Raw genomic sequence first — 22,941 nt, 5'->3', positions numbered from 1 at the left:
GTTTTCCTGGTGCATCAGGTCGCCTTAAGCCGCCTCGGCGCGCGGGTCGCGCGACAGCAGTTGCTGCACCATCACGTGCGGCAAGTCCCCATCGAACAGCACGCCGGCCACCGCGTTGGTGATCGGCATGTCGACGCCCATGCGGCGCGCCAGTTCGCGCACGGCCTTGGCGCACGGCACGCCTTCGGCCACGTGACCGAGTTCGGCCACGATGGTCTCCAGCGCCTTGCCTTGCGCCAGGCCCAGACCGACCCGGCGGTTGCGCGACAGGTCGCCCGTGCATGTCAGAATCAGATCGCCCATGCCCGTCAAGCCCATGAACGTTTCCGTCTGGCCACCCAGGGCCGTGCCCAGGCGCGTGATTTCCGCCAGGCCACGCGTGATCAGCGCGGCGCGCGCATTCAAGCCCAGGCCCAGGCCGTCGGCCACGCCGGTGGCAATGGCCAGCACGTTCTTGACGGCGCCACCCACTTCCACGCCCACCAGGTCGTCGCTCGCATACACGCGGATGGTGCCGCCATGCAAGGCCGAGACGACGGCGCCGCGCAAGGCGGCATTGTGCGAAGCGATGGTCAGCGCGCACGGCAAGCCGCGCGCCACTTCCTGCGCGAACGAGGGGCCGGACAGGGCGCCGCCGGGGACCGTGTCGCCCAGCACTTCCTGCACGATCTGGTGCGGCAGCAAACCCGTGCCGCCTTCAAACCCTTTACAGAGCCACACCAGGTTGCCGATGGCCTTGTCTTTCAACTGATCTTTCAGCTGATGCAGCATGGGCCGCAAGCCGGCCACAGGGCAGGCGGCGATCAGGAGGCCGTGTTCGCCAGCGGCATGCGCGACGGCGGCGTCGAAATCGGAGGCGATGCGCAATTGCGGCGGCAAAGGGAAACCGGGCAAATAACTGTTTTCGCCGCTGGCGGCCATGGCGGCCATGGCCTCGCCGTTGCGGCCCCACAGCAGTACGTCGTGGCGGCCGGCCAGGGCCATGGCCACGGCCGTGCCCCAGGCGCCGGCGCCCAGGAGGGTGATCTTGCGGGTGGCGGGAATGCTATCGGGAGTGACTTCAGGAGAAACTTGCATGCAACCTCAACGGGGCAGGGGGAACGGACGCGGTGCTTACAGGCCCCACACTTCGCTGGTCTTGACGTAGCCGCTCTGGCCATCCTTGTGGCGCACCTTGACCCAGCCTGAGCTCGGCTGCTCGCTCATTTCCAGCAGCACGCCCTTGTCGACGAGGAGGATGGCGGAGGCGGTGTCGTCGGGGCTGGCGCGAACCTTGAGGTTCGCGGCGCGCGCCACGACGTTGCGCTTGGCCGACAGGCCCTTGGCTTCCGTCCAGGCCATTTCGCCGCTGGCGTCGCGTACCTTGACCCATTCGCCGTAGCTGAGCACCACTTCCAGCGGCATGCCGCGTGGCGCCACGTACAGCTTGCCGCCCTTGGAGGATGGCGCGTCGTACAGGATCACGGGAGCGGCGCCCACCGTTTTGAAATCGACGGCGTGGCTGGCGGCGGTCGCCAGCAGCAGCACGGCGCCGGCCATCCAGCGGAACTTGCTCAAGAGCGCACTTTTCAACATGATATTTTGAACCTTAACGAAACACGGCGGCCAGGCCGCCGTGTCAGGCCAGCCTTGACGGCCAGCGGGGTCTTGCAAGAGCTTAGTGCGTTTCGCTGGCTGCTGGTGCTGCTGCAGCGGCGTCAGCAATAGCTTGCAGACGTTGTTGGTAGAACACTTCGAAGTTGATCTCGGCCAAATGCACTGGCGGGAAGCCGGCACGGGTGATCACGTCGGCGATGTTGGCGCGCAGGTAAGGGTAGATGATGTTCGGGCAGCCGATTCCCAGCAGCGGATCGAGTTGATCGGCAGGAATGTTGCGTGCTTCGAAGATACCGGCTTGCTTGCCTTCAACCAGGAAAGCGACTTTTTCGCCGACTTTGGCGGTGACGGTGATGGTCACGGTGGCTTCGAAGATGCCGTCGGCCAGAGGCGCAGCGCCCACGTCCAGTGCCACTTCGATGGCTGGTGCTTCTTGTTCCAGGAAAATAGCTGGGGAATTTGGTTGTTCCAGCGACATGTCTTTCAGGTAGACGCGTTGGATTTGGAAGACTGGTTGCAGATTTTCGTCGGACATGGAACGCTTTCGTTGTAAAGGACAAGAACGGCACACCGTTCAAATATGGTACTTGCGGTATTCAAACCGCGCCGGATAGGCGCGGCCAGATCAGGTGCGAGGGCAATTGTATCAAAACCATACGACAAAAAACCAAGCAATTTCTCGAACCCGCTTTATATCAGGCTGCCGTGCCATTTAACAAGGGGTCCAGCTTGCCTGCTTGATCGAGCGCATACAAATCGTCGAATCCGCCCACGTGGGTATCGCCCACATAGATCTGCGGCACCGTACGGCGGCCCGTGCGTTCCATCATCTTGATGCGCTCTTCCGGGTCGAGGTCGACGCGGATCTTTTGCACGGCGACGCCCTTCGATTCCAGCAGGCGCTCGGCGCGCACGCAATACGGGCACACGGCGGTGCTATACACAATTACGGGTACGGTCATGATGATTATTCCTTCAGTTAATGCCGGCTTATTTCGCCAGCGACAAGGTTTTCAATGGCAAACCTTGCTTTTTCCATTCGTCGAGGCCGCCTTCCAGGCTCGTTGCCTCAGCGAAACCAGCTTTGCCCAGCAGGCCGACGGCGGTTGCCGAACGCGAACCTTTCTGGCAAACCACTACAATGGGGCGCGTTTTGAATTTTTCCAGCTCGCCCACGCGTTTTGCCAGTTCCGGCAGCGGAATATTTTTCGCGTCAGGCAAGTGGCCCGTGGCGAATTCTTCCGCGCTGCGCACGTCGACGATGATGGTCTTGCCGCGGTTGATCAGTTGCGTGACTTCCAGCACGGTCGCGCGCTTGCCGCGCATCGACAGCAGTGGCCAGAGGAGGGCGCCGCCGGAAATAATGACGATGGCAAACAGAAAAATGTGGTCGATAATGAATTTCACGTAGGGTCCAATGGTTTAAGTCAATCCGCGCATTATAAAATAGAAGCTGGACGAGGTCTTTTTACGTTTTGCTTTTTTGATTTGAACCCCTTGAGAAGATAGAACTATGTACAAAATCGTTTTCATGCGTCACGGCGAGTCCACCTGGAACCTCGATAACCGCTTCACCGGCTGGACCGACGTCGATCTGACGGAAAAGGGCGTCAACGAAGCCAGGGCCGCCGGCCAGATCCTCAAGCAGGAAGGTTTTACGTTCGACGTGGCCTACACTTCCGTCCTGAAGCGCGCCATCCGCACCCTGTGGCTGGCGCTCGACGAGATGGACATGATGTATTTGCCGATCAAGAACGACTGGCGCTTGAACGAGCGCCACTACGGCGCCCTGCAAGGCCTGGACAAGGGCGAGACGGCCGCCAAGTATGGCGACGAGCAAGTACTGGTATGGCGCCGCAGCTACGATACGCCGCCGCCGCCGCTGGAAGCGAATGACGACCGCGCCTCGTTCAACGATCCGCGCTACGCCGGCTTGCCGCAAGCGTCGATTCCGCTGACCGAATGCCTGAAAGACACCGTGGCGCGCGTGATGCCGGCCTGGGATGAAGAAATCGCCCCGGCCATCCGTGCTGGCAAAAAGATCATCATTTCGGCCCACGGCAACAGCCTGCGCGCGCTGATCAAGATGTTAGACGGCATCAGCGACAGCGACATCGTCGGCCTGAACATCCCGAACGGCCAGCCGCTCGTGTATGAATTGGACGCCGACCTGAAACCGATCCGTCACTACTACCTGGGCGACCCGGCAGCGATTGCGGCAGCGCAAGCAGCCGTGGCGAACCAAGGGAAGGCCAAGTAACTTGTCGTCTTTCTTCCGCGGCACAGCCATCGCCCCCTCTGCTGATCGACCCCTGCCGGCGTGGCGCGCCGGTGCCATGCTGTGCCTGGCGCTGCTGCTGTGCAGCGGTGCCGCGCAGGGCGCCAAGCCCACCGAACGCAGCAAGCAGAAGGCGGCCGCGGAAGCACAACGTGCTGGATTGCAACAAAAGCTGACGGCGCTCAAGCGCGACATCAGCCGTACGGAAAGCGCCAAGGATGACGCGGCCGATACCCTGGCCGAGTCGGAAGAAGCCATTTCCAACGCCAACCGCGCCTTGCGCGACCTGGCGCAGGAACAAAGCGCGACGGGCGTGAAACTCAATGCGCTGGGGCAGGAGCACCAGCAATTGACGGCCACCGTCGAAAAACAAAAGGCACAGCTGTCAAAGTTGCTGCGTGAACAATATGTCGCCGGCAACGAAGACCGCATCAAGCTGCTCTTGTCGGGCGATAACCCGAACCGCATCAACCGCGACTTGCAATTGATGGCGTATGTATCGCAGGCGCAGGCGCGCCTGCTGGAAGCCTTGCGCGCCAACTTGCTGGCCGTGGAGAAAAACCAGGCGGACGTGCAGAACGCCAAGGATGAGCTGGAAGAAATCGCGCAGGAAGAGCGCGACCAGAAAGCCCTGCTGGTGCAGGAGAAGGCGCGCCGCGCCGCCTTGCTGACGAGCTTGTCGCAACGCCTGGTGGCGCAGCGCAAGGAAGTGGGCAATGTCGAGCGCGACGAACAGCGCATGGGCAATCTGGTCGACAAGCTGGCAAAACTGATCGAAGAGCAGGCCGCCGCCGCCGCGGCCGAAAAGAAACGCCAGCAATTGCTGGCCGAACAGCGCGCCGCCGCCAAAGCGGCCGCCGACGCCAAGATCGCGGCGGAAAAACGCGAACGCCTGCTGGCCGCGCGCGCCAAGGCCGCCCAGGCCCAGGCCGAACGCGAGCGCCTGGCAAAAGAGCAACAAAACAAATCGGGCAAGATCAAGCCGCCACCGCCGCCTGTGAAACTGGAACCGATCGACGACGACGAGCCGCCGCAAGTGGCCAAGGTGGCGCCTAAGCCGGAACCGGAGCCGGAACGCCCGAGCCTGGGCCCGGCTGCGCCAGCCGGCGCCTTTGCCAGCCTGAAAGGCCAGCTGCGCGCCCCCGTGGCCGGCAAGATCGCGGCCCGCTTCGGCAGCAAGCGCGGTGACGGCCCCAGCTGGAAGGGCGTGTTCATCCGCACGGGCGAGGGCAGCGAGATCCACGCCATCGCCGGCGGCCGCGTCGTGTTTTCCGACTGGCTGCGCGGCTTCGGCAATTTGATCATCGTCGACCATGGCGGCCAGTACATGAGCATTTATGGCAATAACCAATCCTTGCTGAAACGGGTGGGCGACGCCGTCAAGGGCGGCGACGCCATTGCCAGCGCGGGCAACAGCGGCGGCAACGAGGAATCAGGGCTATACTTTGAATTGCGTCATCAGGGCCGCGCCTTCGACCCCGCCACTTGGGTGAAGTTTTAATTCAGTTCCCACCATTGCTGCGGCAGCGAATTTGTAGATTGCGAAGAATACATGGGTATCAAAGTCAAAAGTATCGGCCTGATCGGTCTGGGCGTGCTGGCCGGTATCGGCATGTCGCTGCAGTTCCCGGCCGTGGCGCAAAAAATCACGAATGCCCCGCTGCCGCTCGACGAACTGCGCCAGTTGTCCGACGTCTTCGGCCTGATCAAGTCCGATTATGTCGAGAAGGTGGAAGACAAGAAACTTTTAACGGAAGCCATTTCCGGCATGGTCGCGTCGCTCGATCCGCACTCCGTGTATCTGGATAAGAATGCCTTCAAGGAAATGCGCGAAAGCGTGCAAGGCAAGTTTGTCGGCATCGGCATTGAAGTGAGCATGGAAGACGGCTACGTGAAAGTCGTCTCGCCCATCGAGGACAGCCCCGCCGCCAAGGCCGGCATCCTGGCGGGCGACCTGATCACCCGCCTCGATAACATCCCGCTGAAAGGCTTGCAGCTGGAAGAAGTCATCAAGAAGATGCGCGGCCAGCCTGGCACCAAGCTGGTGCTGACGATGTCGCGCAAGGGCGAAAGCAAGCCGCTGGTGTTCCCCATCGTGCGCGAGGAAATCCGCGTGCAAAGCGTGAAGGCCAAGATGGTCGCGCCCGGCTATGCCTGGCTGCGCATCGCCCAGTTCCAGGAACCGACCGTCGATGACATGGTCAAAAAGATCAACGCGCTGTATGCGCAAGACCCCAAGCTCAAGGGCCTGGTGCTGGACTTGCGCAACGATCCCGGTGGCGTCGTGCCGGGCGCCATTGGCGTGGCGACAGCATTCCTTCCGGGTAATTCCGTGATCGTCTCGACCAAGGGCCAGTTGCCCGAGTCGAAACAGGTGTTTTATGGCCGCCGCGAATTCTATGCGCCGCCGGGCGCCAAGGCCGATCCGCTGGCCAAGCTGCCGGCAGGGCTGAAAACCGTGCCGCTGGTGGTGCTGGTCAATGCCGGCTCCGCGTCCGCCTCGGAAATCGTCGCCGGCGCCTTGCAGGATTACCAGCGCGCCACCGTCATCGGCACGCAAACGTTCGGCAAGGGTTCCGTGCAAACCTTGCGCCAGATCACGGCCGACACGGCCGTCAAGCTGACGACGGCCCGCTACTACACGCCGAAAGGCCGGGCCATCCAGGCGCGCGGCATCGTGCCCGACTTGCTGGTCGATGAAACGGCCGAGGGCGATGGCTGGAACAGCCTGCGCATCCGCGAGGCGGACCTGGAAAAACACCTGAGCAGCAACGATGGCAAGCCGGAAGCGGCCAAGCCGACGATGGAAGGCATGCAGGATCAGCTGGAAGAAGAGCAGCGCCTGATCGCCACGGCGAAAAAGCGCAAGCCGCTCGAATACGGCGCCAAGGATGATTTCCAGCTGCAGCAAGCCTTGAACCATTTCCAGGGCTTGCCGGTGCAGCTGGCCAAGGTGGACGCCAAGGTTGACAAGATCGGCGCCAAGCCGGAAATTGCTTCCGACATCAAGGCGGACGATAAAAAGATTCCAGTGCAGAAGCCTTGATGCTTAACCCAATGCAAGTGCCGGGGTCGGACCCTGAGGGTCCGACCCCAGGGTTTGATCTGGGTTTGCAGTAGACGTAAAACCATGAACGACAATCAACTGCTGCGCTATTCGCGCCACATCTTGCTGGATCAGATCGGCATCGAAGGCCAGCAAGCCTTGCTCGATGCACACGTGCTGGTGATCGGCGCAGGCGGGCTGGGCTCGCCGGCCGCCATGTATTTGGCCGCCAGCGGCGTCGGCAAGCTGACTCTGGTCGATGACGATACGGTCGATCTGACCAATCTGCAGCGCCAGATCGCCCACACCACACAGCGCGTGGGCCAGTCGAAAGTGCTGTCGGCGCGCGAGACCCTGACCGGCATCAATCCCGAGATCGATATCATCGCCTTGCAGGAGCGCCTCGACGGCGCGCGCCTGGCCGAACTGGTATGCTCCGCCACGGTGGTGCTCGACTGCACCGACAACTTTGCCACGCGCCATGCCGTCAACCGCGCCTGCGTGGCCGCCAGGGTGCCGCTGGTGTCGGGCGCCGTGATCCGTTTCGACGGGCAAGTGAGCGTGTTCGACCCGCGCACGGGCACGCAGCCATGCTATTCCTGCCTGTTTCCGCAGGAGCAGCAGTTCACGGACGAGGCGTGCTCGACCATGGGCGTGTTCGCGCCGCTGGTCGGCGTGGTGGGCGCCATGCAGGCGGCCGAGGCGCTGAAACTCATCATGGGCGTGGGTGTATCCTTGGCAGGACGGCTGCTGCTGCTCGACGGTTTGCACATGGAATGGAGCAGCATGCGCGTCGCGCGCGACCCCGGCTGCGCCGTTTGCGGCGAAGTGGTCTTGCCGGCCTGACAGGCCCCGCAGAAATTTTTCCCTATATGACAGGCTTTGTCATATTTCCGCTTTATACTCTGCACTCATTACTCACCTTCTTCTCTCTTTCTTATGCAAAACGCAGCAAACCATCCGATACGCCAGCGCCGCGCGCGCGGCTTCACTTTGATCGAAATCATGGTCGTGGTGGTGATCATGGGTATCCTCGCGTCGCTGGTGGTGCCCAAGCTGATCGCCCGTACGGGCGAGTCGAAAGTGGCGGCGGCGAAAGTCGACATCGCTACCGTGATGCAAGCCTTGAAACTGTATCGCCTGGATAACCAGCGCTACCCGACCACCGAGCAGGGCTTGCAGGCGCTGATCGAAAAACCGACCACGGGACCTGCCGCGAATGGCTGGAAGGCGGGCGGTTACCTGGAAAAGATGCCGAAGGATCCATGGGGCAACCCGTACCAGTTCCTGTCGCCGGGCGTGAAAGGCGAAGTCGACATCATTTCGCTGGGCGCCGACGGCCAGCCTGGCGGTAGCGGCGACGACGCCGATATCGGTTCCTGGGAACTGTAAGTTTTCCATTGCATGCCTGCCATGACCACCGGTCGCGCACCGCCCCGGCCACGCGCCAGCGGCTTCACGCTGATCGAACTGCTGGTGGTGATGGTCATCATCGGCGTCACCCTGGGCCTGGTGTCGCTGAACGCCATGCCGAATGGCCAGCAAGCGCTGCAGAAGGAAGCCGAGCGTATCGCGCTGCTGCTGCAGCTGGCGCGCGATGAAGCCATCGTGCGCAGCCGGCAAGTGGCGTTCGAGGCGGACGAAAATCAATACCGTTTTCTGGTCCTCAATGAAAAGCTGTGGCAACCCGTGACGCAGGACGATTTGCTGCGCGAGCGCGCGTTTGCCAACACGCCCATGCTGCTCAGCGTGCAGCCCTCGAACAGCGTGGCCCAGCCGCTGCGCATCATCTTCGGCCGCGAACCGGTCGACAAGCCTTTCGTGCTGACCCTGGCCAGCGGCGAGCGCAGCGTGGCCATCCGCGCCGACGGCATCGGCCACTTCACGGTCGAGCAATGATGCCGCTTTCACGTCACCGCCGCCAGCGCGGCTTCACTTTGCTGGAAGTGCTGGTCGCCCTCGTCATCGTCGGCACGGCCCTGGGCGCCTCCTTGCGCGCCGTCGGCAGCCTGACGCAAAACAGCGACGGCTTGCGCAGCGCCATGATGGCCACCTGGTCGGCGGAAAACCATTTGGTGCGCTTGCGCCTGGCGAAAACGTTCCCTCAGACGGGCAAGCGCACGGTCGACTGTCCGCAGGGCGACTTGAAACTGATCTGTGAAGAGGAAGTGGTGGCCACGCCGAATCCCCGCATCCGGCAAGTGCGCGTCAACGTGTATGACGCGCAATACCCGGCCCGGCGCATCGTGCGCCTGGTATTACTTTCCTTTAACGACTGATGGCGCGCCGCACTGTTCCTGCCGGCGGTTTCACCCTGATCGAGCTGCTCGTGGCGATCGGCATCCTGGCCATGGTCGCGGTGCTGGGCTGGCGCGGCCTGGACAGCATCATGCGCTCGCGCGAAGTGCTGACCAGCCAGCTGGAACAGGCGCGCGGCATGCAGCTGGCGTTTGCCCAGATGCAAAGCGATTGCGACCATCTGGCCGGCGCCGGCCAGAACAATACCCTGCTGAATGGCCGCATCAACCTGTCGGCGGAGACTGACCGCCTGACCCTGGTGCGCCTGGCCGCCTCGGAACAGGAGCCGCAGCAGTTGCAAGTGGTCACTTACCGCCTGCGCGGCGGCGTGCTGACGCGGCGCGAGTCGAACGGCACGCGCGACCTGGCCGTGCTCGACACCCTGTGGCAGGCGGCGCGCGACGATACGGATACCTCCGGCGCCGACGTCGCCTTGATGAATGGCGTCGACAGCATGGTCATGCGCGGCTGGAACAATGGCGCCTGGAACGTGCTGACGGCGGGCGCCGCCATTTCCACGCAAGTGCCGGGCCTGGAAGTGACCCTGCAGATGCCGGGCCAGGACGCGGGCCTGTCGAAAGTCTTTTTATTGGGGCCGGGATGACGCGCTTCAAGTTTCCCTCGCGCCAGCGCGGCGTGGCCGTCATCACGGCCCTGCTGCTGACGGCGCTGGCGATTACCGTCGTCGCCAGCCTGTTCTGGCAGCAGCAGGTGCAAGTGCGTTCGATGGAAAACCAGCGCCTGCGCCTGCAGACGCAGTGGGCCATGCGCGGCATGGTCGACTTCGCCCGTTTCTGGTTGCGCCAGGACAATCCCATGCTGACGGCGCTTGACGGCGTCTGGGCCACGCCCATCGAGGAAGCGCGGCTCGACGATTATGTGGACCGTGAAAAGGTCGACACGGAAAAATTCGACGCCACCGTCTCGGGCCGCGCGCTCGATGCGCAGGCGCGCTTCAATATTACGAACCTGCTTGAAGCCACGGGCGGCATCAATGCGAAACAGGTGCTGGCCTACCAGCGTTTGCTGTCCAACTTGCAGCTCGATAGTTCCCTGGCGCAAGCGACGGCCGATGCCGTGCTGCGCGCGAAGCCGAAACCGCGCACTGTGGACAGCGGCACCGACGGCAAGACGCCCGCCGCCACGCCCCCATCGGGCGGCGGCAGCGAGCCGGTGGCGTTCACGCAGATCGAGGATTTGCTGGCCGTGCCCGGCTACACGCCGCAAATCATTGAAAAACTGCGCGATTTCATCATCGTATTGCCGGAAATAACGCCCGTGAACGTGAACACTGCCCCGGCCGAGGTGCTGGCGGCCGTGACGATGATGTCGCTGTCCGAGGCCAGCGCCCTGACTTTGAGCAATCCGCGCAAAAAGTTTGTCGATAAGTTAAATTTCCAGAATAATATTAATGCTGCATTGATTGAAGGCGTGGAACTCGATGTGAAGAGCCGCTACTTCCTTACCGTCATCCGCGTGCGGCTGGACCGTGCCGCCCTGGATGCCGTGGCGCTTGTCAATCGAAAAACGGATCCGCAACGCACCACCAGCCTGGTCTGGCTGCGGGAAAATTAACAGCTGAAAGCGAGTCACTTTGACAATATTGTATATCCGTCACCCGGCCAAGGCGTCTACCGACAGTGCGCCTGCCTGCTCCTTCGTGCTGGCCGGCGACGGCGGCGCCCTGTTGCAACAGGGCAGCGCGCCGCTGGGCAGCCTGGGCCAGCTGATCGCTGGCGCGAAGCAGGTGGTGCTGCTGCTGGCCGCGGCTGACGTGACCCTGCTGCGCCTGAAAATGCCGCCGCTGGCCGGCGCCCGTTTGCGCGCGGCCTTGCCGGGCCTGGTGGAAGAACACATCCTCGGCGACGCGCAGGATTGCCTGCTGGCCGCCGGCGCGCCCGACGCTGCCGGCATGCGCACGGTGGCCGTGGCGCAGCGCGCCTGGGCCGAGGTGCTGGTGAAAGCTTTGCTGGCGCAGGGCGCGCGCAAGGTGGCGCTGCTGCCGTCGCAGCTGTGCCTGCCCTTGCAGCCGGGCAGCGTGACGGCCGCCTTGCAGGCAAGTGGCGACGGTCTGGAACTGGCCTTGCGCCAGGCGCCGCAAGAGGGCCTGGGCCTGGTCTTGCCGCCCCAGCCGCAGCAGGCGCTGCTGACGACGCGCGCGTTTGCCGGCGACGTGCCGCTGACGGTGTATGTGGCACAGGCGGAGCTGGCGCACTATCAACAGCTGGCCGCCGGCATGGCTGGCGTGACGGTGGAATCGGACCACTGGGCGCACTGGATCGCCGGCGCCAAGGGCGCGGGGCTGGATCTGGCTGCCGCCCTGGGCACGGCCACGGGATCGGCCACCGAATGGCGCCGCTGGCGCTGGCCGCTGCGCCTGGCGCTGCTGGCCGTGATCGTCAATCTGGCCGGCATGAATATCGAATGGATGCGCCTGAAGCGCGAGGCCGCCACCGTGCGCACCTCGATGCAGCAAACCTTCAAGGCCGCGTATCCGAACGAAGCGCCCGTGTATGGCCTGGAAGCGGAGCAGATGCGGCGCAATATCGCCGCTGCCCGCCTGCAGGGCGGCCAGGCCAGCATGGATGATTTTACGAGCATGAGCGCGGCCTTGGGCGAGGCGCTGGGCGGCCTGGCCGGGCGCGGCGTGGTGGCCTCGCTGGAATACCGCGAGCGCAGCCTGATCGTCAGACTGAAGCCGGACATGGTCGACGCCAGCGCCCAGGCGCAGGTGCGCGATGGTCTGGCCGCGCGCAAGCTGGCCTTGAATGAAACGGCGCCGGGCGTGTGGAAGATCACGCCGGCCACGGGAGCAAAAGCATGAGTGCAGCAGTCAACAAGGCGCGCGCCGCGCTGGCGGGACAACAGCAAAATGTGCAGGCCTTCTGGGCCGAACGCACGCCACAGGAACGCAAGCTCCTGACCATGGGCGGCGTGGTGGCGGGGCTGGCCCTCGTCTACGCCGTGTTTTTCGAGCCGGCCTGGACGGGCCGCATCGCCTTGCAAAAGAGCTTGCCCGAGCTGCGCCAGAACGCGGCCCAGCTGCAGGCGCTGGCGCGTGAAGCGGGCGACCTGGCGCGCCAGGCGCCGGTGCAGGTGGCGCCGATGAGCCGTGACAGCCTCGATGCGTCGCTGAAGGCGCGCGGCCTGGCGCCGCAATCGCTGTCGCTGACGGGAGAATACGCGCGCGTGCAGCTGAACGGTGTGCCGTTCGCCAGCGTCATGCTGTGGCTCGACGGCTTGCGCCGCGAAGGCCGCGTGGCGGTGCAGGAAGCGAAGATCACGGCGCAGGGCAAGGCGGGCTTGGTCGACGCCAGTTTGAGCCTGCACCAGAGCCCGGGCGTGGCGCGATGATGCGCCTGCTTGGCTGGCTGCTGGCCATCATCGTCAGCGTCTGCGTCACCCTGCTGGTGTTTTTCCCGGCCGGCTGGGTCGCCGGCATCGTGGAAAAGCAGACGGGCGGACGTTTGACCTTGGGCGACGCGCAAGGTACCCTGTGGCGCGGCTCGGCCTTTGTCGGCGGGGCGGCCAGCGCGAATGGCGCCGTGACGCCGCTGCTGCCGGGGCGCTTCAGCTGGCGCATTTCGCCGTCCGTGCTGTGGGGATCGGTGGATGTGGAATTGCAGAATGCGCAGGCGCTGTCGCAGGCCGTCAATTTGCGCGGCTCGTGGTCGCACTGGCAAGTCAGCCCGGCGGCCCTGCTGCTGCCGGCCGATGGCCTGGGCGGCCTCGGTGCACCTTTGAATACCGTGGCGCCGACGGGCAGCATGCGCCTGTCGTGGAGCACCTTGCAGCTGGCACTGGAACAACAGCAGTTTTCCGCCGTCGGCCGCACGACCTTGCAGATGACGGACATGGCCTCGCGCCTGTCGTCCTTGCGTCCGTTGGGCAGTTACGAGCTCGATTTCGATTGGCAGGGGCAGCAGGCGACGTTGGCACTGCGCTCCATCAAGGGACCGCTGCTGCTTGACGGCAGCGGCAGCCTGAATCAGGGGCGCATGCAGTTTTCCGGCCAGGCCCAGGCCGCAGCAGGATATGAAGAGACCTTGGCGAGTTTGTTGAATTTGCTGGGACAGCGCCGTAGCAATAGCGAAAAAAACATCATCGCCTTAGAGTTCAGACAATGAAAAAACCATCCGTGAGCCCCATTACCTCCTCCTTCTCGCTGCGCCGCCTGTCGGCCGCCGCCTTGCTGTGCTGTTCCGTGGCCGGCATGCCGGCACCCGTCTGGGCCGCGCCCGGCGATGAAGCGGCGCTCAATTTCGTCGGTGCCGACATCGAATCGGTGATCAAGGCGGTGGGCCATTACACCAACATCAATTTCGTCATCGACCCGCGCGTCAAGGGCACGATCACGCTGGTGTCGGAAAAATCGATCAGCAAGACGCAGGCCTTCGCGCTGCTGGCCTCGGCCTTGCGCCTGCAGGGCTATGCGGTGGTCTCCGGCGACGGCTATGCGAAAGTGGTGCCGGAAGCGGACGCCAAGCTGCAATCCGTGCCGACCCAGGTGGGCAACGGCGCCAGCCAGGTGAAGGGCGACCAGATCGCCACGCAGGTGTTTTACCTGAACTACGAATCGTCGGCCAACCTGCTGGCCGTGCTGCGCCCCTTGATCTCGCCGAACAACACGATCAACGCCAACCCGGGCAACAACTCGCTGGTGATCACCGATTACGCGGATAACCTCAAGCGCCTGGCGAAGATCATCGCCGCGCTCGACGTGCCCGCGTCGACGGACCTGGACGTGATTCCCGTGCGCTATGCCATCGCCTCCGACCTGGCCTCGATGGTGAATAAACTGATGGAAGGCGGCAATGCGGCCGGCGCCGCAGGGGCCGACGCGGGCAAGGTGTCCGTGCTGGCCGACCCGCGCACCAATTCGCTGGTGCTGCGCGCGCCATCGGCGGCGCGCGCCAATCTGGCCAAGTCGCTGATCTCGAAGCTGGACCAGCCGACCACGCAGCTGGGCAATGTGCACGTGGTGTACCTGAAAAACGCGGACGCCACCAAGCTGGCGCAGACCCTGCGCTCGGTGGTGACATCGGACGGCACGGCCGCCTCGGCGCAGCAGGGCAATACCAGCAACCTCGCCACGAACAACCAGATCAGCCAGATCAGCCAGAACAACAGCGGCATGAACACTGGCCTGGGCGGCAATACGCAAAGCGGCACCACGGGCGGCGCTTCGCTGAGCAACGGGCCGCAGCAACTGTCGTCGGGCGGCGCGGCCGGCTTCATCCAGGCCGACGCATCGACGAATACCCTGATCCTGACCTGCAACGAAGCCGTCTACCGCAACCTGCGCGCCGTGATCGACCAGCTCGACGTGCGCCGCGCCCAGGTCTACATCGAGGCGCTGATCGTCGAAGTGACGTCGGCCAAGGCATCCGAGTTCGGCGTGCAGTGGCTGGGGCTTTCCGGCGACAGCAGCAGCAGCTACCGCGTGGGCGCGCTGCAGTCGTTCGCCGGCGGCACCGACAACAATATCGCCAAGCTGGCGCTGGGCGGCGGCAAGGTGCTGCCAACGGGCGGCCTGACCCTGGGCATCTTCAAGCAGATCAACGGCGCGCTGGGCCTGGGCGCCGTGGCGCATGCGCTGGAATCGGACGGCAACGCGAACATCCTGTCGACGCCGAACCTGATCACCCTGGACAACGAACTGGCCACCATCAAGGTGGGCCAGAACGTGCCTATCCTGACGGGCCAGTACACCAGCACGGCCGGCACCAACACGAATCCGTTCCAGACCATCGACCGCAAGGAAGTGGGCCTGACCCTGAAGGTGCGTCCGCAGATTTCCGAAGGCGGCACCATCAAGCTGGGCATCTATCACGAGACGTCGAGCGTGGACAAATCCACGTCGACGGCCGTCAGCGGCATCACCATCAACAACCGCGTGATCGAAAACAATGTGCTGGCCGACGATGGCCAGATCATCGTGCTCGGCGGCCTGATCGAGGACAGCACGGGCGACAACGCGGAAAAAGTGCGCGGCCTGGGCGACATTCCCCTGATCGGCAACCTGTTCAAATATCAGACGCGCGAGCGCAAGAAAACCAATCTGATGATCTTCCTGCGCCCCGTCATCGTGCGCAACAAGGAGCAGAGCGGCAGCCTGGCGGCCGACCGCTACGACTACATGCGTTCGGCCGAGACGGCCGCCGTGCCGGCCACGGGCAACCTGATGCTGAAAGACCTGGGCACGCCCGTGCTGCCGGCCCTGCAGGATGGCCAGCCGGTGGGCGGCAACATGGTGACGCGTCCCGTGCCGCCGGCACCGACGCCGCCGCCAGGCGCGCCGGCCAACGCGGCCACGCCGCCGCAGTCGCTGCTGCAGCAATACCAGCAACAGCCGCAGAAGTGATCGGGTCGCCATGAGTAATCTGCTTCCCTACGCCTACGCGCGCGATTTCGGCTTGCTGGCCCGGCCCGGCGCCGTCGACGGCGCCCCCGTCGAGGTGCTGGTGGCCGCATCGACGGCGCCGGCGGCGATCGCCGAAGTGTCGCGCCGTTTCGGCCAGATCCAGCTGACGGTGCTGCCGCGCGGCGAACTCGATGCGGCCATTGCCGGCGCCTACGCGGGCGGCGGCGGCGACGCCTCGCAGATGGCCGATGAATTCGACGCCGACCTCGATCTGACCAAGCTGCTGCAGGACGTGCCGGCCATCGAGGATTTGCTCGAATCGTCCGACGACGCGCCCGTCATCCGCATGATCAACGCCTTGCTGACGCAGGCGCTGCGCGAAGGCGCGTCCGATATCCACATCGAGCCGTTCGAGCAGACCTCCGTCGTGCGCTTCCGCATCGACGGCAGCCTGCGCGACGTGGTGCGCCCCCGCAAGGCCATTCACGGTTCGCTGATTTCGCGCATCAAGATCATGGCGCAGCTCGACATCGCCGAAAAGCGCTTGCCGCAGGATGGCCGCATCACCCTGCGCGTGGGCGGCAAACCCGTTGACGTGCGCGTCTCGACCCTGCCCACCGGACATGGCGAACGGGCCGTGCTGCGTTTGCTGGACAAGGAAGCGGGCCGCCTCGACTTGCAGCACCTGGGCATGAGCGCCCCCATGCTGGGGCAGTTCGACGGCTTGATCACGCAGCCGCATGGCATCGTGCTCGTCACGGGCCCCACCGGCTCGGGCAAGACGACGACCTTGTACGCGGCGCTGTCGATGCTGAACGCCACCACCACGAACATCCTGACGGTGGAAGACCCGATCGAGTACGACCTGGCCGGCGTCGGCCAGACGCAGGTCAACCCGCGCATCGACATGACGTTTGCCAAGGCCTTGCGGGCGATTTTGCGGCAGGACCCGGACGTGATCATGATCGGCGAGATCCGCGACCTGGAAACGGCGCAGATCGCCGTGCAGGCCTCCTTGACGGGCCACCTGGTGCTGGCGACCCTGCACACCAACGACGCTTCGGCGGCCGTCACGCGTTTGCTCGACATGGGCATCGAACCCTTCCTGCTGTCGTCGTCGCTGCTCGGCGTGCTGGCGCAGCGCCTGGTGCGCAAATTGTGCGGTTCGTGTAAAACCTTCGATGGCGAGTACTGGCAGGCGGTCGGCTGCGAGCATTGCGGCCAGACGGGCTACCAGGGGCGTGTCGGCGTATATGAACTGCTGCGCACGACGGAGCAGATCCGCGCGCAGATCCACAACCGCGCGTCGGAAGCGGAAGTGCGCGCGGTGGCCCTGCAGGACGGCATGACGAGCATGCGCGACGACGGCGAACGCTGGCTGCGCGACGGCACCACCACGCAGGCTGAATTGCTGCGCGTGACCAAAGACTAGGCCCGCCACCATGCCCGCATTCCGCTATGAAGCCGTCGACGCCCAAGGCGCCACCCGCAAGGGCGTGCTCAATGCCGACAGTCCCCGTTCCGCGCGCGCCGAGCTGCGCGTGCAAGGCCTGGTGCCGCTGGCCGTCGAACCGATCGCCGCGCAGGTCGACGCCGCCGGCGTCACCAAACGGCGCGGCTTCGGCGAGCGCCTGTCCAGCACCGAACTGGCCCTGTTTACGCGCCAGCTGGCCAGTTTGCTGGAAGCGGGCCTGCCGCTGGAGCAGGCCTTTTCCGCGTTGCTGGAACAGGCCGAGCGGCCGTATCTGCGCGATCTGATCGCCTCGATCCGCTCGGAAGTGATCGGCGGCGCCGCGTTTTCCGACGTGCTGGCGCGCCATCCGCGCGATTTCGCGGAAATTTACCGGGCGCTGGTGGCCTCGGGCGAGCAGATCGGCCATCTGTCGCGCGTGCTCTCGCGCCTGGCCGACTACATCGAGCGGCGCAATGCGCTGGTGCAGAAGGTCAAGCTGGCCTTTACGTATCCGGCCATCGTCACGGTGGTGGCGTTTTCCATCGTGATCTTCCTGCTCACCTACGTGGTGCCGCAGATCGTTTCCGTATTTGCCAACACCAAGCAAAAGCTGCCCATGCTCACCGTGATCATGCTGGCGCTGTCGGACTTCGTGCGCAACTATGGCCTCATCGTGGCCGTGATCCTGGTTGGCGCCTGGTTCGCCTGGCGCCGCGCGCTGCAGCAGCCGGCCCTGAAACGGCGCTGGCATACCTGGCTGCTGACGGCGCCTTTGTACGGCAAGTTCGAGCGCAGCCTGAACACGGCGCGTTTCGCCAGCACCCTGGCCATTACCACGGGGTCCGGCGTGCCGATCCTGCGCGCGCTCGACACGAGCCGCGACACCTTGACCAATGTGGCGATGCAGGAACTGGTGGCGGACGCCAGCGGCGCCGTGCGCGAGGGCGTCAGCCTGGCGCGCGCGCTGTCGGCGCAAAAGCATTTTCCGCCCATGCTGATTCACATGATACGCGCCGGCGAAATCACGGGCGAGTTGCCGGCCATGCTGGAACGCGCCGCCAGCGCGCAGGAACAGGACCTGGAACGCCGCACGCTCACCATCGCGGGCCTGCTGGAGCCGGCCCTGATCCTGGCGATGGGCGTGGTGGTGCTGCTGATCGTGCTGGCCGTGCTGATGCCGATTATCGAAATCAATCAGCTCGTCAGATAAGAAACCCAAGGAAGCCATGAAGCGTTTGCCTCAAGTTACAAGTTTGCTCGCCGCCGTGGCGCTGTCCGTCTCGCTGGCCTATTGGGCCATGCAGCTGTTCAAGGCGCCGCAGCGCCCCATCAATCCGCCCCCCAATCCGGTGGTGCAGGATGCCAGCGTGGAGGCGGGCGCCTCGCTATTCGGCGGCCAGGTCAGCGTGGCCACGGCCAGCAACTACCAGCTCAAGGGCGTGGTCGCCGCCGGCAATGGCCGCGGCAGCGTGGCCATCATCTCGACCGATGGCAAGCCTTCCGTGGCCTTGCCGGAAGGCGCCGAGGTGGTGCCTGGCGTGACGGTGCTGGAGGTGCATGCGCGCCACGTGCTGCTGCGCGATGGCGGCGTGAGCAAGCGCATCGACCTGGTGGCTGACGACAAGGCGCTGGCCTTGCCGGGGCCGGTGTCCGCCACCCCGACGCCGGCCGCGGCCCCTGCGCCGGCATCGAACCTGGTGCCGCCGCCGCTGCCGATGGAGCAGCAGCGGCCGGCGACCATGATGCCGGCGCCGCAAGTGAGCGGCAGCGTGCCGCCGCCGTCAAACTAACGCTGTTTTTATCGTATTTTGCCGATGGCGCCATGCCGCCATCGCCACAGGAGTCTTCATGTTCTCGATCCGTGCCGTCCTGGCGGGCTGCGTGGCGGCGCTGTGCGCCTTGCCGCAAGCCGGCGCCGCCGCCGACGTCCCCGCCGCTACGCCTTCCCCTGTTTCCACTGTCGCCGTTCCCGCGCCGGCGCGTCCGCGCATCGCCCTGGTGCTGTCGGGCGGCGGCGCGCGGGGTCTCGCGCATATCGGCGTATTGAAAGTACTGCAGGAGCTGCACGTGCCGATCGACATGGTGGTCGGCACCAGCATGGGTGGCGTGGTGGGCGGCGCGTATGCGGCCGGCGCTTCCGTGGCGGACCTGGAAAAGATGGCACGCGAGACCAACTGGGCGCGCGTGGTGGCCGACCGGCCGCCGCGCGATGAACTGGCGTTCCGCCGCCGCGAGGAAGATTTGCTGCTGCCGTCGCGCATCGAGTTTGGCACCAGCCGCAACGGCATTTCCACGCCGCCGGCGGCGGCCAGCAATGCGGCGCTGGAAATGGCCTTGAACCGGCTGCTGCCGGCCGGCATGCGCGACCGTCCCGCCAGCCAGCTGCCGCTGCCTTTCCGTTCTGTGGCTTCTGACCTGGTCAATGGCGAGCTGGTGGAGCTGGTCGATACGCCTTTGTTCCTGTCGATGCGTGCCTCGCTGGCGGTGCCGGGCGTGTTTGCGCCCGTGCGCGTGAACAACCGGCTGGTGGTCGATGGCGGCCTGGTGCGCAACCTGCCCGTCGACATGGCGCGCACTATGGGCGCCGACATCATCATCGCCGTTAACGTGGGCACGCCGCTGGCGCCGGAAAAAGACCTGGGCAGCGCCATCGGCGTGGCGCAGCAGATGCTGCAAATCCTCACGGAGCAGAACGTGCAGCGCTCGCTCAAGGAATTGCGTCCGCAGGATATCCTGGTGGCGCCCGACCTGACGGGTGTCAGTTTCCTCGACTTTGAAAACTATGCGCGCGCCATGCGCGCTGGCGAGCAGGCGGCGCAAGCCTTGGCCGCCCGTCTGGCGCCGCTGGCCCTGCCGCCGGAACAGTATGCGGCGCGCGAGCAGCTGCGCCTGGCGGCGCCGGCCTTGCTGGACGTGGCCCTGCCGCTCACGCGCCTGGCCGTGGAGAGCGAAGGCGATATCAATCCGCGCATCCTGCAGGCGCAATCGGGCCTGGTGGAAGGACAGTCGGTCAGCCAGGAAGATGTGCTCAAGGCGGCGGCCAGGCTGTATGGCCGCGGCGATGTGGCGCGCGTGGAGACGGACGTGGTCGACGCGGGCGACCAGCGCACGGTGAGCATCAAGGCCGTCGAGGCACCATGGGCCAGCAACCGCCTGCGCGTGGGCCTGGAACTGGCCAGCGATTTCAGGGACAGCAATAACTTTGCCTTGAAGCTGCTGCACGTGCGCTCGAATCTGAACAGCTGGGGCGGCGAGTTGCGCAGCACGGCGCAGATCGGCAATGAACGCGGCTATGGGGTGCAGTTCTGGCAGCCGCTGGGCGCCGGCAACCCGTGGTATATCGCGCCGCAGTTGCAGTACACCTCGTCGGCGATGGATGTGTTTGACAAAGGCCGGCGCAGCGCGCGCCTGGCGTACAACGGCCAGACGGCGGCACTGGTGCTGGGACGCCAGTTCGGTACCTGGGGCGATCTGCAGTTCGGCGTCGCTCGTACGGAAGTCAAGGGCAGGCTGGCGATTCCGGCCGACCCTACGCAGCCGGAGTCGCGCGCGCTGGGCACCACGCAGTTCGTGCGATTTCGCGCCGATACGCTCGATTCGCCGGGCTTTCCCACGCGCGGCGCCCTGCTTGAGGCCATCTGGACGCGCGATACGACCACGGGGGTGGGCGAGGCGGCCCTGGGCCAATCGTCCATCACGGGCCTGAAGGCCTTTGGCCGGGGTAACTGGGCCGGTCACGTGTATGGCGAATGGGCGCGCTCGCAGCGTGACGAAGCGCCGCTCAATCTCGGTGGTTTCCTGCGCTTGTCCGGCACGGAATTTGAATCGGTGAGAGGACGCAGTATCGCCTTCGCGCGCTTCGTGATGGCGCGCCGCATCGGTTCCCTGCCCAGCACCCTGGGCGGCGTGGTGCGGGCCGGCTTTTCGCTGGAGATGGGCGGTGGCTTCGATCAGAGCGAGCGCTGGAAAAGCAGCAAATTCACTCAGGCGAGCAGCGCCTTTGTGTCCGTCGACACGCGCTTCGGTCCCGTGTATGTGGCGGCGGGCGCGACCAAGGGAGGCGAGAGCACGCTCTATCTGTTCCTGGGGCCGGTCTGGTAGGGCGCCGCGGGGGCGGCCGTGCTGCGGCGCAGGGCCGTGAAGGCGGCAAATTCCCATGAGCGAAAGCCCAGCAGCAGGGTAAAGCCGTCGCGCTCGGCGGGTGCCAGGCGCCGGTCGTTCTGGTGCAGGCGCGCCAGTTCCTCGGCCAGCTGGCGGATCTTTTGCACCAGTTCCTGCGCGCTCGACAGCGACAGGCGCGCCGGGATGCACATCAGGGTTTCGCCGGCGCCGTCAAAATGCCCGCTGAAATAATCGGCCACCACGTGCTCGCGGAAGTACTGCTGCACCGGGCCGTCGGCCAGCCAGTGGAAGGCGTTCGAGACGCGCAGGCTGTAGCGGTTCAGCGGCTTGAGTTCGATCAAGCCCAGCCGGTCCAGCTCGGCCAGGCAGCCGATGCATTCGGCCTGCGTCAGCGCATACGTTTCCACCACCTGCTCCAGGCTCCAGTGGCCGAGGCAGCAAATCGCCACCAGCAGCAGGCGCGGATGCGCCACCAGCGACCTTTCCTGCACCAGGGTGAGCGTGTCGGCATGCGGCGTGATGTCGGCCGCGCCGCGCAGCACGTCTTCCATGGCGATGCCCGAGGCCTTGCAGATCAGGGCCAGGCGCGACAGCGACATGTCGTGCTGGCCAAACATGCGCTTGACGCTCGATTCGCTCATGCCGATGCGTTCGGCCAATACCTTGTACGTGATGCCGGCGGCGCGCAGTTGGGTGCGCAGCACGCGCAAAACCAGTTCAGGTGAACTCACGATAGTTCCTTTATGCAAGTTTGGTAGCGGATGACGGTACCGAATGTAGCCGTAAATGGCACTTTGCACAAGATGATAGTACTTTTTTACAAAAGCGATGACACTCCCGCTTGTGGCTCGCGCAGCGCGCTACAACCAGGCAATCCATCCACTTGTAGAGGTTATCCATGTTCTCCAAATTTCATTTTTCAGCAGCGCTGCTGGCGCTGGCCGCCATCGCCCCCCTGCATGCCGCCGCAGCCGAACCGACACCGGGCCCGTTCTATGCGGGCGCCAGCTATGGCTTTCGCGCCAGCACCGGCCTCGATTGCATCGCCGGACAAAGCGATTGCGACAAGAGCAGCAAGCGCAATGGCAAGGCCTACCTGGGTTACAGTTTCGACGCGCTGCCGTTTCAGGGCGGCGTGGCCCTGCCTTCGATTGAGCTGGTGGGGTATATGGGTGGCGAGGTCAAATCCGGTTTCGACACGGGCGCCGGCAAGCGCGCGGGCCGCGGCAAGTTCACGGGCCTCGGCATGCAGGGCGTGCTCGGTTACCAGTTTGACGCGTTTACACTGAGCGGGCGCGCCGGCGCTGCCTACACGCAGGGCAAGGTCGATTATCTGGGCGGCGGTTCGGACAAGAAGAGCAAGATCGGCCTGACTTACGGCGTTGGCGCGGCGTATGCGCTGAACCAGAACTGGTCGCTGCACCTCGACTGGGACCGCGTGCCCGTCAAGTACAACAGCAAGCAAACGACCAAGGTCGACATGTTTTCGCTGGGCGCGTCCTACCGTTTCTAAGGGGATGCTGCCGCGGCAGAGAGTGGCCTGATGGCGGACGCCCTATAAACGGGGTGTCCGCGGGCGGCCTATTTGTCTGTTTCCACCTTCAACAGCAGTTTCGCCAGCAGGCGTTTTTCCTGCTGGCGCTGGCCTGACACGGTTTTCACGTGCGCCCCGGCGGCGCGCTGCAGGGCGGCAGTGGCGACCGGATTGCGCGGTTTTGGCGAGGGCTCGACGCGGAACTGCATTTTCTGCCGCGTCGCCAATGCCTTGTTTGCCATCGGTTCCC

At 64.8% G+C, this 22,941-nt stretch carries 25 protein-coding genes; 18 read left to right on the top strand and 7 right to left on the bottom strand.

Annotated features, from left to right (window positions below):
* Positions 1–24: 24 nt before the first annotated feature.
* The 5 genes from ACPJXG_RS27040 to ACPJXG_RS27020 all read right to left on the bottom strand — a co-directional run bounded on the left by ACPJXG_RS27040 (position 25) and on the right by ACPJXG_RS27020 (position 3,003).
* On the bottom strand, positions 25–1,077 hold the full coding sequence (locus tag ACPJXG_RS27040) for an NAD(P)H-dependent glycerol-3-phosphate dehydrogenase (protein WP_425252841.1): 1,053 nt from the start codon (positions 1,075–1,077) through the stop codon (positions 25–27).
* A 36-nt stretch (positions 1,078–1,113) separates the two neighbouring features.
* The gene (locus tag ACPJXG_RS27035; RefSeq protein ID WP_219310285.1) at positions 1,114–1,575 is read right to left on the bottom strand and encodes an SH3 domain-containing protein; all 462 of its coding nucleotides are present in this window, start codon (positions 1,573–1,575) and stop codon (positions 1,114–1,116) included.
* Positions 1,576–1,657: 82 nt separating this feature from the next.
* Positions 1,658–2,131 (bottom strand): protein-export chaperone SecB, encoded by a 474-nt coding sequence (secB, locus tag ACPJXG_RS27030; protein WP_034783580.1) that lies wholly within the window; start codon positions 2,129–2,131, stop codon positions 1,658–1,660.
* 160 nt (positions 2,132–2,291) lie between these two features.
* Positions 2,292–2,558 (bottom strand): glutaredoxin 3, encoded by a 267-nt coding sequence (grxC, locus tag ACPJXG_RS27025; protein ID WP_034753025.1) that lies wholly within the window; start codon positions 2,556–2,558, stop codon positions 2,292–2,294.
* Between the two features lie 28 nt (positions 2,559–2,586).
* Positions 2,587–3,003 (bottom strand): rhodanese-like domain-containing protein, encoded by a 417-nt coding sequence (locus ACPJXG_RS27020; RefSeq protein WP_034783578.1) that lies wholly within the window; start codon positions 3,001–3,003, stop codon positions 2,587–2,589.
* Between the two features lie 106 nt (positions 3,004–3,109).
* Here ACPJXG_RS27020 and gpmA point away from each other — a divergent pair, with 106 nt between their 5' ends.
* From gpmA to ACPJXG_RS26935, 17 genes are all read left to right on the top strand, one after another.
* Positions 3,110–3,856, top strand: a complete 747-nt coding sequence (gene gpmA, locus ACPJXG_RS27015) for a 2,3-diphosphoglycerate-dependent phosphoglycerate mutase (protein ID WP_035823826.1) — start codon at positions 3,110–3,112, stop codon at positions 3,854–3,856.
* A 76-nt stretch (positions 3,857–3,932) separates the two neighbouring features.
* Entirely contained in the window at positions 3,933–5,375 is a 1,443-nt protein-coding gene (locus ACPJXG_RS27010) for a murein hydrolase activator EnvC family protein (protein WP_425254795.1), read from the top strand.
* Positions 5,376–5,426: 51 nt separating this feature from the next.
* The gene (locus ACPJXG_RS27005; protein ID WP_425252840.1) at positions 5,427–6,920 is read left to right on the top strand and encodes a S41 family peptidase; all 1,494 of its coding nucleotides are present in this window, start codon (positions 5,427–5,429) and stop codon (positions 6,918–6,920) included.
* Positions 6,921–7,004: 84 nt separating this feature from the next.
* The gene (locus ACPJXG_RS27000; protein ID WP_425252839.1) at positions 7,005–7,766 is read left to right on the top strand and encodes a HesA/MoeB/ThiF family protein; all 762 of its coding nucleotides are present in this window, start codon (positions 7,005–7,007) and stop codon (positions 7,764–7,766) included.
* 93 nt (positions 7,767–7,859) lie between these two features.
* Positions 7,860–8,312: a type II secretion system major pseudopilin GspG gene (gene gspG / locus ACPJXG_RS26995; RefSeq protein ID WP_035823835.1), complete on the top strand. Its 453-nt coding sequence runs from the start codon at positions 7,860–7,862 to the stop codon at positions 8,310–8,312.
* 12 nt (positions 8,313–8,324) lie between these two features.
* On the top strand, positions 8,325–8,819 hold the full coding sequence (locus ACPJXG_RS26990; RefSeq protein ID WP_051959291.1) for a GspH/FimT family pseudopilin: 495 nt from the start codon (positions 8,325–8,327) through the stop codon (positions 8,817–8,819).
* Positions 8,816–9,199: a type II secretion system minor pseudopilin GspI gene (gene gspI / locus ACPJXG_RS26985; RefSeq protein ID WP_035823837.1), complete on the top strand. Its 384-nt coding sequence runs from the start codon at positions 8,816–8,818 to the stop codon at positions 9,197–9,199. Before ACPJXG_RS26990 ends, gspI begins: the two co-directional genes overlap by 4 nt.
* Positions 9,199–9,822: a prepilin-type N-terminal cleavage/methylation domain-containing protein gene (locus ACPJXG_RS26980; protein WP_035823839.1), complete on the top strand. Its 624-nt coding sequence runs from the start codon at positions 9,199–9,201 to the stop codon at positions 9,820–9,822. Before gspI ends, ACPJXG_RS26980 begins: the two co-directional genes overlap by 1 nt.
* The gene (gspK, locus tag ACPJXG_RS26975) at positions 9,819–10,793 is read left to right on the top strand and encodes a type II secretion system minor pseudopilin GspK (RefSeq protein ID WP_425252838.1); all 975 of its coding nucleotides are present in this window, start codon (positions 9,819–9,821) and stop codon (positions 10,791–10,793) included. Before ACPJXG_RS26980 ends, gspK begins: the two co-directional genes overlap by 4 nt.
* A 19-nt stretch (positions 10,794–10,812) precedes the next feature.
* Positions 10,813–12,042, top strand: coding sequence for a type II secretion system protein GspL (gene gspL, locus ACPJXG_RS26970; RefSeq protein WP_425252837.1), 1,230 nt, complete (start codon positions 10,813–10,815; stop codon positions 12,040–12,042).
* Positions 12,039–12,572: a type II secretion system protein GspM gene (gspM, locus tag ACPJXG_RS26965; protein ID WP_425252836.1), complete on the top strand. Its 534-nt coding sequence runs from the start codon at positions 12,039–12,041 to the stop codon at positions 12,570–12,572. The genes gspL and gspM overlap by 4 nt, the downstream gene beginning before the upstream one ends.
* On the top strand, positions 12,569–13,345 hold the full coding sequence (locus ACPJXG_RS26960; protein ID WP_099401233.1) for a type II secretion system protein N: 777 nt from the start codon (positions 12,569–12,571) through the stop codon (positions 13,343–13,345). The genes gspM and ACPJXG_RS26960 overlap by 4 nt, the downstream gene beginning before the upstream one ends.
* Positions 13,342–15,582 carry a type II secretion system secretin GspD gene (gspD, locus tag ACPJXG_RS26955; protein WP_425252835.1) on the top strand — a complete coding sequence of 747 codons (2,241 nt, stop codon included), beginning with the start codon at positions 13,342–13,344 and terminating at the stop codon, positions 15,580–15,582. Before ACPJXG_RS26960 ends, gspD begins: the two co-directional genes overlap by 4 nt.
* A 10-nt stretch (positions 15,583–15,592) precedes the next feature.
* Positions 15,593–17,014 (top strand): type II secretion system ATPase GspE, encoded by a 1,422-nt coding sequence (gspE, locus tag ACPJXG_RS26950; protein WP_425252834.1) that lies wholly within the window; start codon positions 15,593–15,595, stop codon positions 17,012–17,014.
* Between the two features lie 10 nt (positions 17,015–17,024).
* Positions 17,025–18,245, top strand: a complete 1,221-nt coding sequence (gene gspF, locus ACPJXG_RS26945) for a type II secretion system inner membrane protein GspF (RefSeq protein WP_176387629.1) — start codon at positions 17,025–17,027, stop codon at positions 18,243–18,245.
* A gap of 16 nt (positions 18,246–18,261) precedes the next feature.
* On the top strand, positions 18,262–18,825 hold the full coding sequence (locus ACPJXG_RS26940) for a type II secretion system protein N (RefSeq protein WP_425252833.1): 564 nt from the start codon (positions 18,262–18,264) through the stop codon (positions 18,823–18,825).
* A gap of 58 nt (positions 18,826–18,883) precedes the next feature.
* Positions 18,884–21,136: a patatin-like phospholipase family protein gene (locus ACPJXG_RS26935; protein ID WP_425252832.1), complete on the top strand. Its 2,253-nt coding sequence runs from the start codon at positions 18,884–18,886 to the stop codon at positions 21,134–21,136.
* Here the strand turns inward: ACPJXG_RS26935 and ACPJXG_RS26930 are convergent.
* On the bottom strand, positions 21,109–21,888 hold the full coding sequence (locus ACPJXG_RS26930; protein WP_035823864.1) for a helix-turn-helix domain-containing protein: 780 nt from the start codon (positions 21,886–21,888) through the stop codon (positions 21,109–21,111). The genes ACPJXG_RS26935 and ACPJXG_RS26930 overlap by 28 nt on opposite strands.
* 167 nt (positions 21,889–22,055) lie before the next feature.
* Between ACPJXG_RS26930 and ACPJXG_RS26925 the strand changes: the two genes are divergently transcribed.
* Positions 22,056–22,670: an outer membrane protein gene (locus ACPJXG_RS26925; RefSeq protein WP_425252831.1), complete on the top strand. Its 615-nt coding sequence runs from the start codon at positions 22,056–22,058 to the stop codon at positions 22,668–22,670.
* Between the two features lie 68 nt (positions 22,671–22,738).
* Here ACPJXG_RS26925 and ACPJXG_RS26920 read toward each other — a convergent pair whose 3' ends face one another.
* A complete protein-coding gene (locus ACPJXG_RS26920) occupies positions 22,739–22,933 on the bottom strand; it encodes a hypothetical protein (RefSeq protein WP_425252830.1) in 195 nt (64 codons plus the stop codon).
* Positions 22,934–22,941 lie beyond the last annotated feature (8 nt).

This window comes from Janthinobacterium sp. NFX145, from assembly GCF_049810325.1.
Classification (GTDB): domain Bacteria; phylum Pseudomonadota; class Gammaproteobacteria; order Burkholderiales; family Burkholderiaceae_D; genus Janthinobacterium; species Janthinobacterium rivuli.
Note: the sequence above shows the minus strand (reverse complement) of the source record. Positions and strands in the feature narration are given on the sequence as shown.

Excerpts from the sequence above, each read along its gene's own strand:
- ACPJXG_RS27040 (WP_425252841.1), bottom strand. The coding sequence starts at position 1,077 with ATGCAAGTTTCTCCTGAAGTCACTCCCGATAGCATTCCCGCCACCCGC.
- ACPJXG_RS27035 (WP_219310285.1), bottom strand. The coding sequence starts at position 1,575 with ATGTTGAAAAGTGCGCTCTTGAGCAAGTTCCGCTGGATGGCCGGCGCC.
- secB (WP_034783580.1), bottom strand. The coding sequence starts at position 2,131 with ATGTCCGACGAAAATCTGCAACCAGTCTTCCAAATCCAACGCGTCTAC.
- grxC (WP_034753025.1), bottom strand. The coding sequence starts at position 2,558 with ATGACCGTACCCGTAATTGTGTATAGCACCGCCGTGTGCCCGTATTGC.
- gpmA (WP_035823826.1), top strand. The coding sequence starts at position 3,110 with ATGTACAAAATCGTTTTCATGCGTCACGGCGAGTCCACCTGGAACCTC.
- ACPJXG_RS27010 (WP_425254795.1), top strand. The coding sequence starts at position 3,933 with ATGCTGTGCCTGGCGCTGCTGCTGTGCAGCGGTGCCGCGCAGGGCGCC.
- ACPJXG_RS27005 (WP_425252840.1), top strand. The coding sequence starts at position 5,427 with ATGGGTATCAAAGTCAAAAGTATCGGCCTGATCGGTCTGGGCGTGCTG.
- ACPJXG_RS27000 (WP_425252839.1), top strand. The coding sequence starts at position 7,005 with ATGAACGACAATCAACTGCTGCGCTATTCGCGCCACATCTTGCTGGAT.
- gspG (WP_035823835.1), top strand. The coding sequence starts at position 7,860 with ATGCAAAACGCAGCAAACCATCCGATACGCCAGCGCCGCGCGCGCGGC.
- ACPJXG_RS26990 (WP_051959291.1), top strand. The coding sequence starts at position 8,325 with ATGCCTGCCATGACCACCGGTCGCGCACCGCCCCGGCCACGCGCCAGC.
- gspI (WP_035823837.1), top strand. The coding sequence starts at position 8,816 with ATGATGCCGCTTTCACGTCACCGCCGCCAGCGCGGCTTCACTTTGCTG.
- ACPJXG_RS26980 (WP_035823839.1), top strand. The coding sequence starts at position 9,199 with ATGGCGCGCCGCACTGTTCCTGCCGGCGGTTTCACCCTGATCGAGCTG.
- gspK (WP_425252838.1), top strand. The coding sequence starts at position 9,819 with ATGACGCGCTTCAAGTTTCCCTCGCGCCAGCGCGGCGTGGCCGTCATC.
- gspM (WP_425252836.1), top strand. The coding sequence starts at position 12,039 with ATGAGTGCAGCAGTCAACAAGGCGCGCGCCGCGCTGGCGGGACAACAG.
- ACPJXG_RS26960 (WP_099401233.1), top strand. The coding sequence starts at position 12,569 with ATGATGCGCCTGCTTGGCTGGCTGCTGGCCATCATCGTCAGCGTCTGC.
- gspD (WP_425252835.1), top strand. The coding sequence starts at position 13,342 with ATGAAAAAACCATCCGTGAGCCCCATTACCTCCTCCTTCTCGCTGCGC.
- gspE (WP_425252834.1), top strand. The coding sequence starts at position 15,593 with ATGAGTAATCTGCTTCCCTACGCCTACGCGCGCGATTTCGGCTTGCTG.
- gspF (WP_176387629.1), top strand. The coding sequence starts at position 17,025 with ATGCCCGCATTCCGCTATGAAGCCGTCGACGCCCAAGGCGCCACCCGC.
- ACPJXG_RS26940 (WP_425252833.1), top strand. The coding sequence starts at position 18,262 with ATGAAGCGTTTGCCTCAAGTTACAAGTTTGCTCGCCGCCGTGGCGCTG.
- ACPJXG_RS26935 (WP_425252832.1), top strand. The coding sequence starts at position 18,884 with ATGTTCTCGATCCGTGCCGTCCTGGCGGGCTGCGTGGCGGCGCTGTGC.
- ACPJXG_RS26925 (WP_425252831.1), top strand. The coding sequence starts at position 22,056 with ATGTTCTCCAAATTTCATTTTTCAGCAGCGCTGCTGGCGCTGGCCGCC.
- ACPJXG_RS26920 (WP_425252830.1), bottom strand. The coding sequence starts at position 22,933 with ATGGCAAACAAGGCATTGGCGACGCGGCAGAAAATGCAGTTCCGCGTC.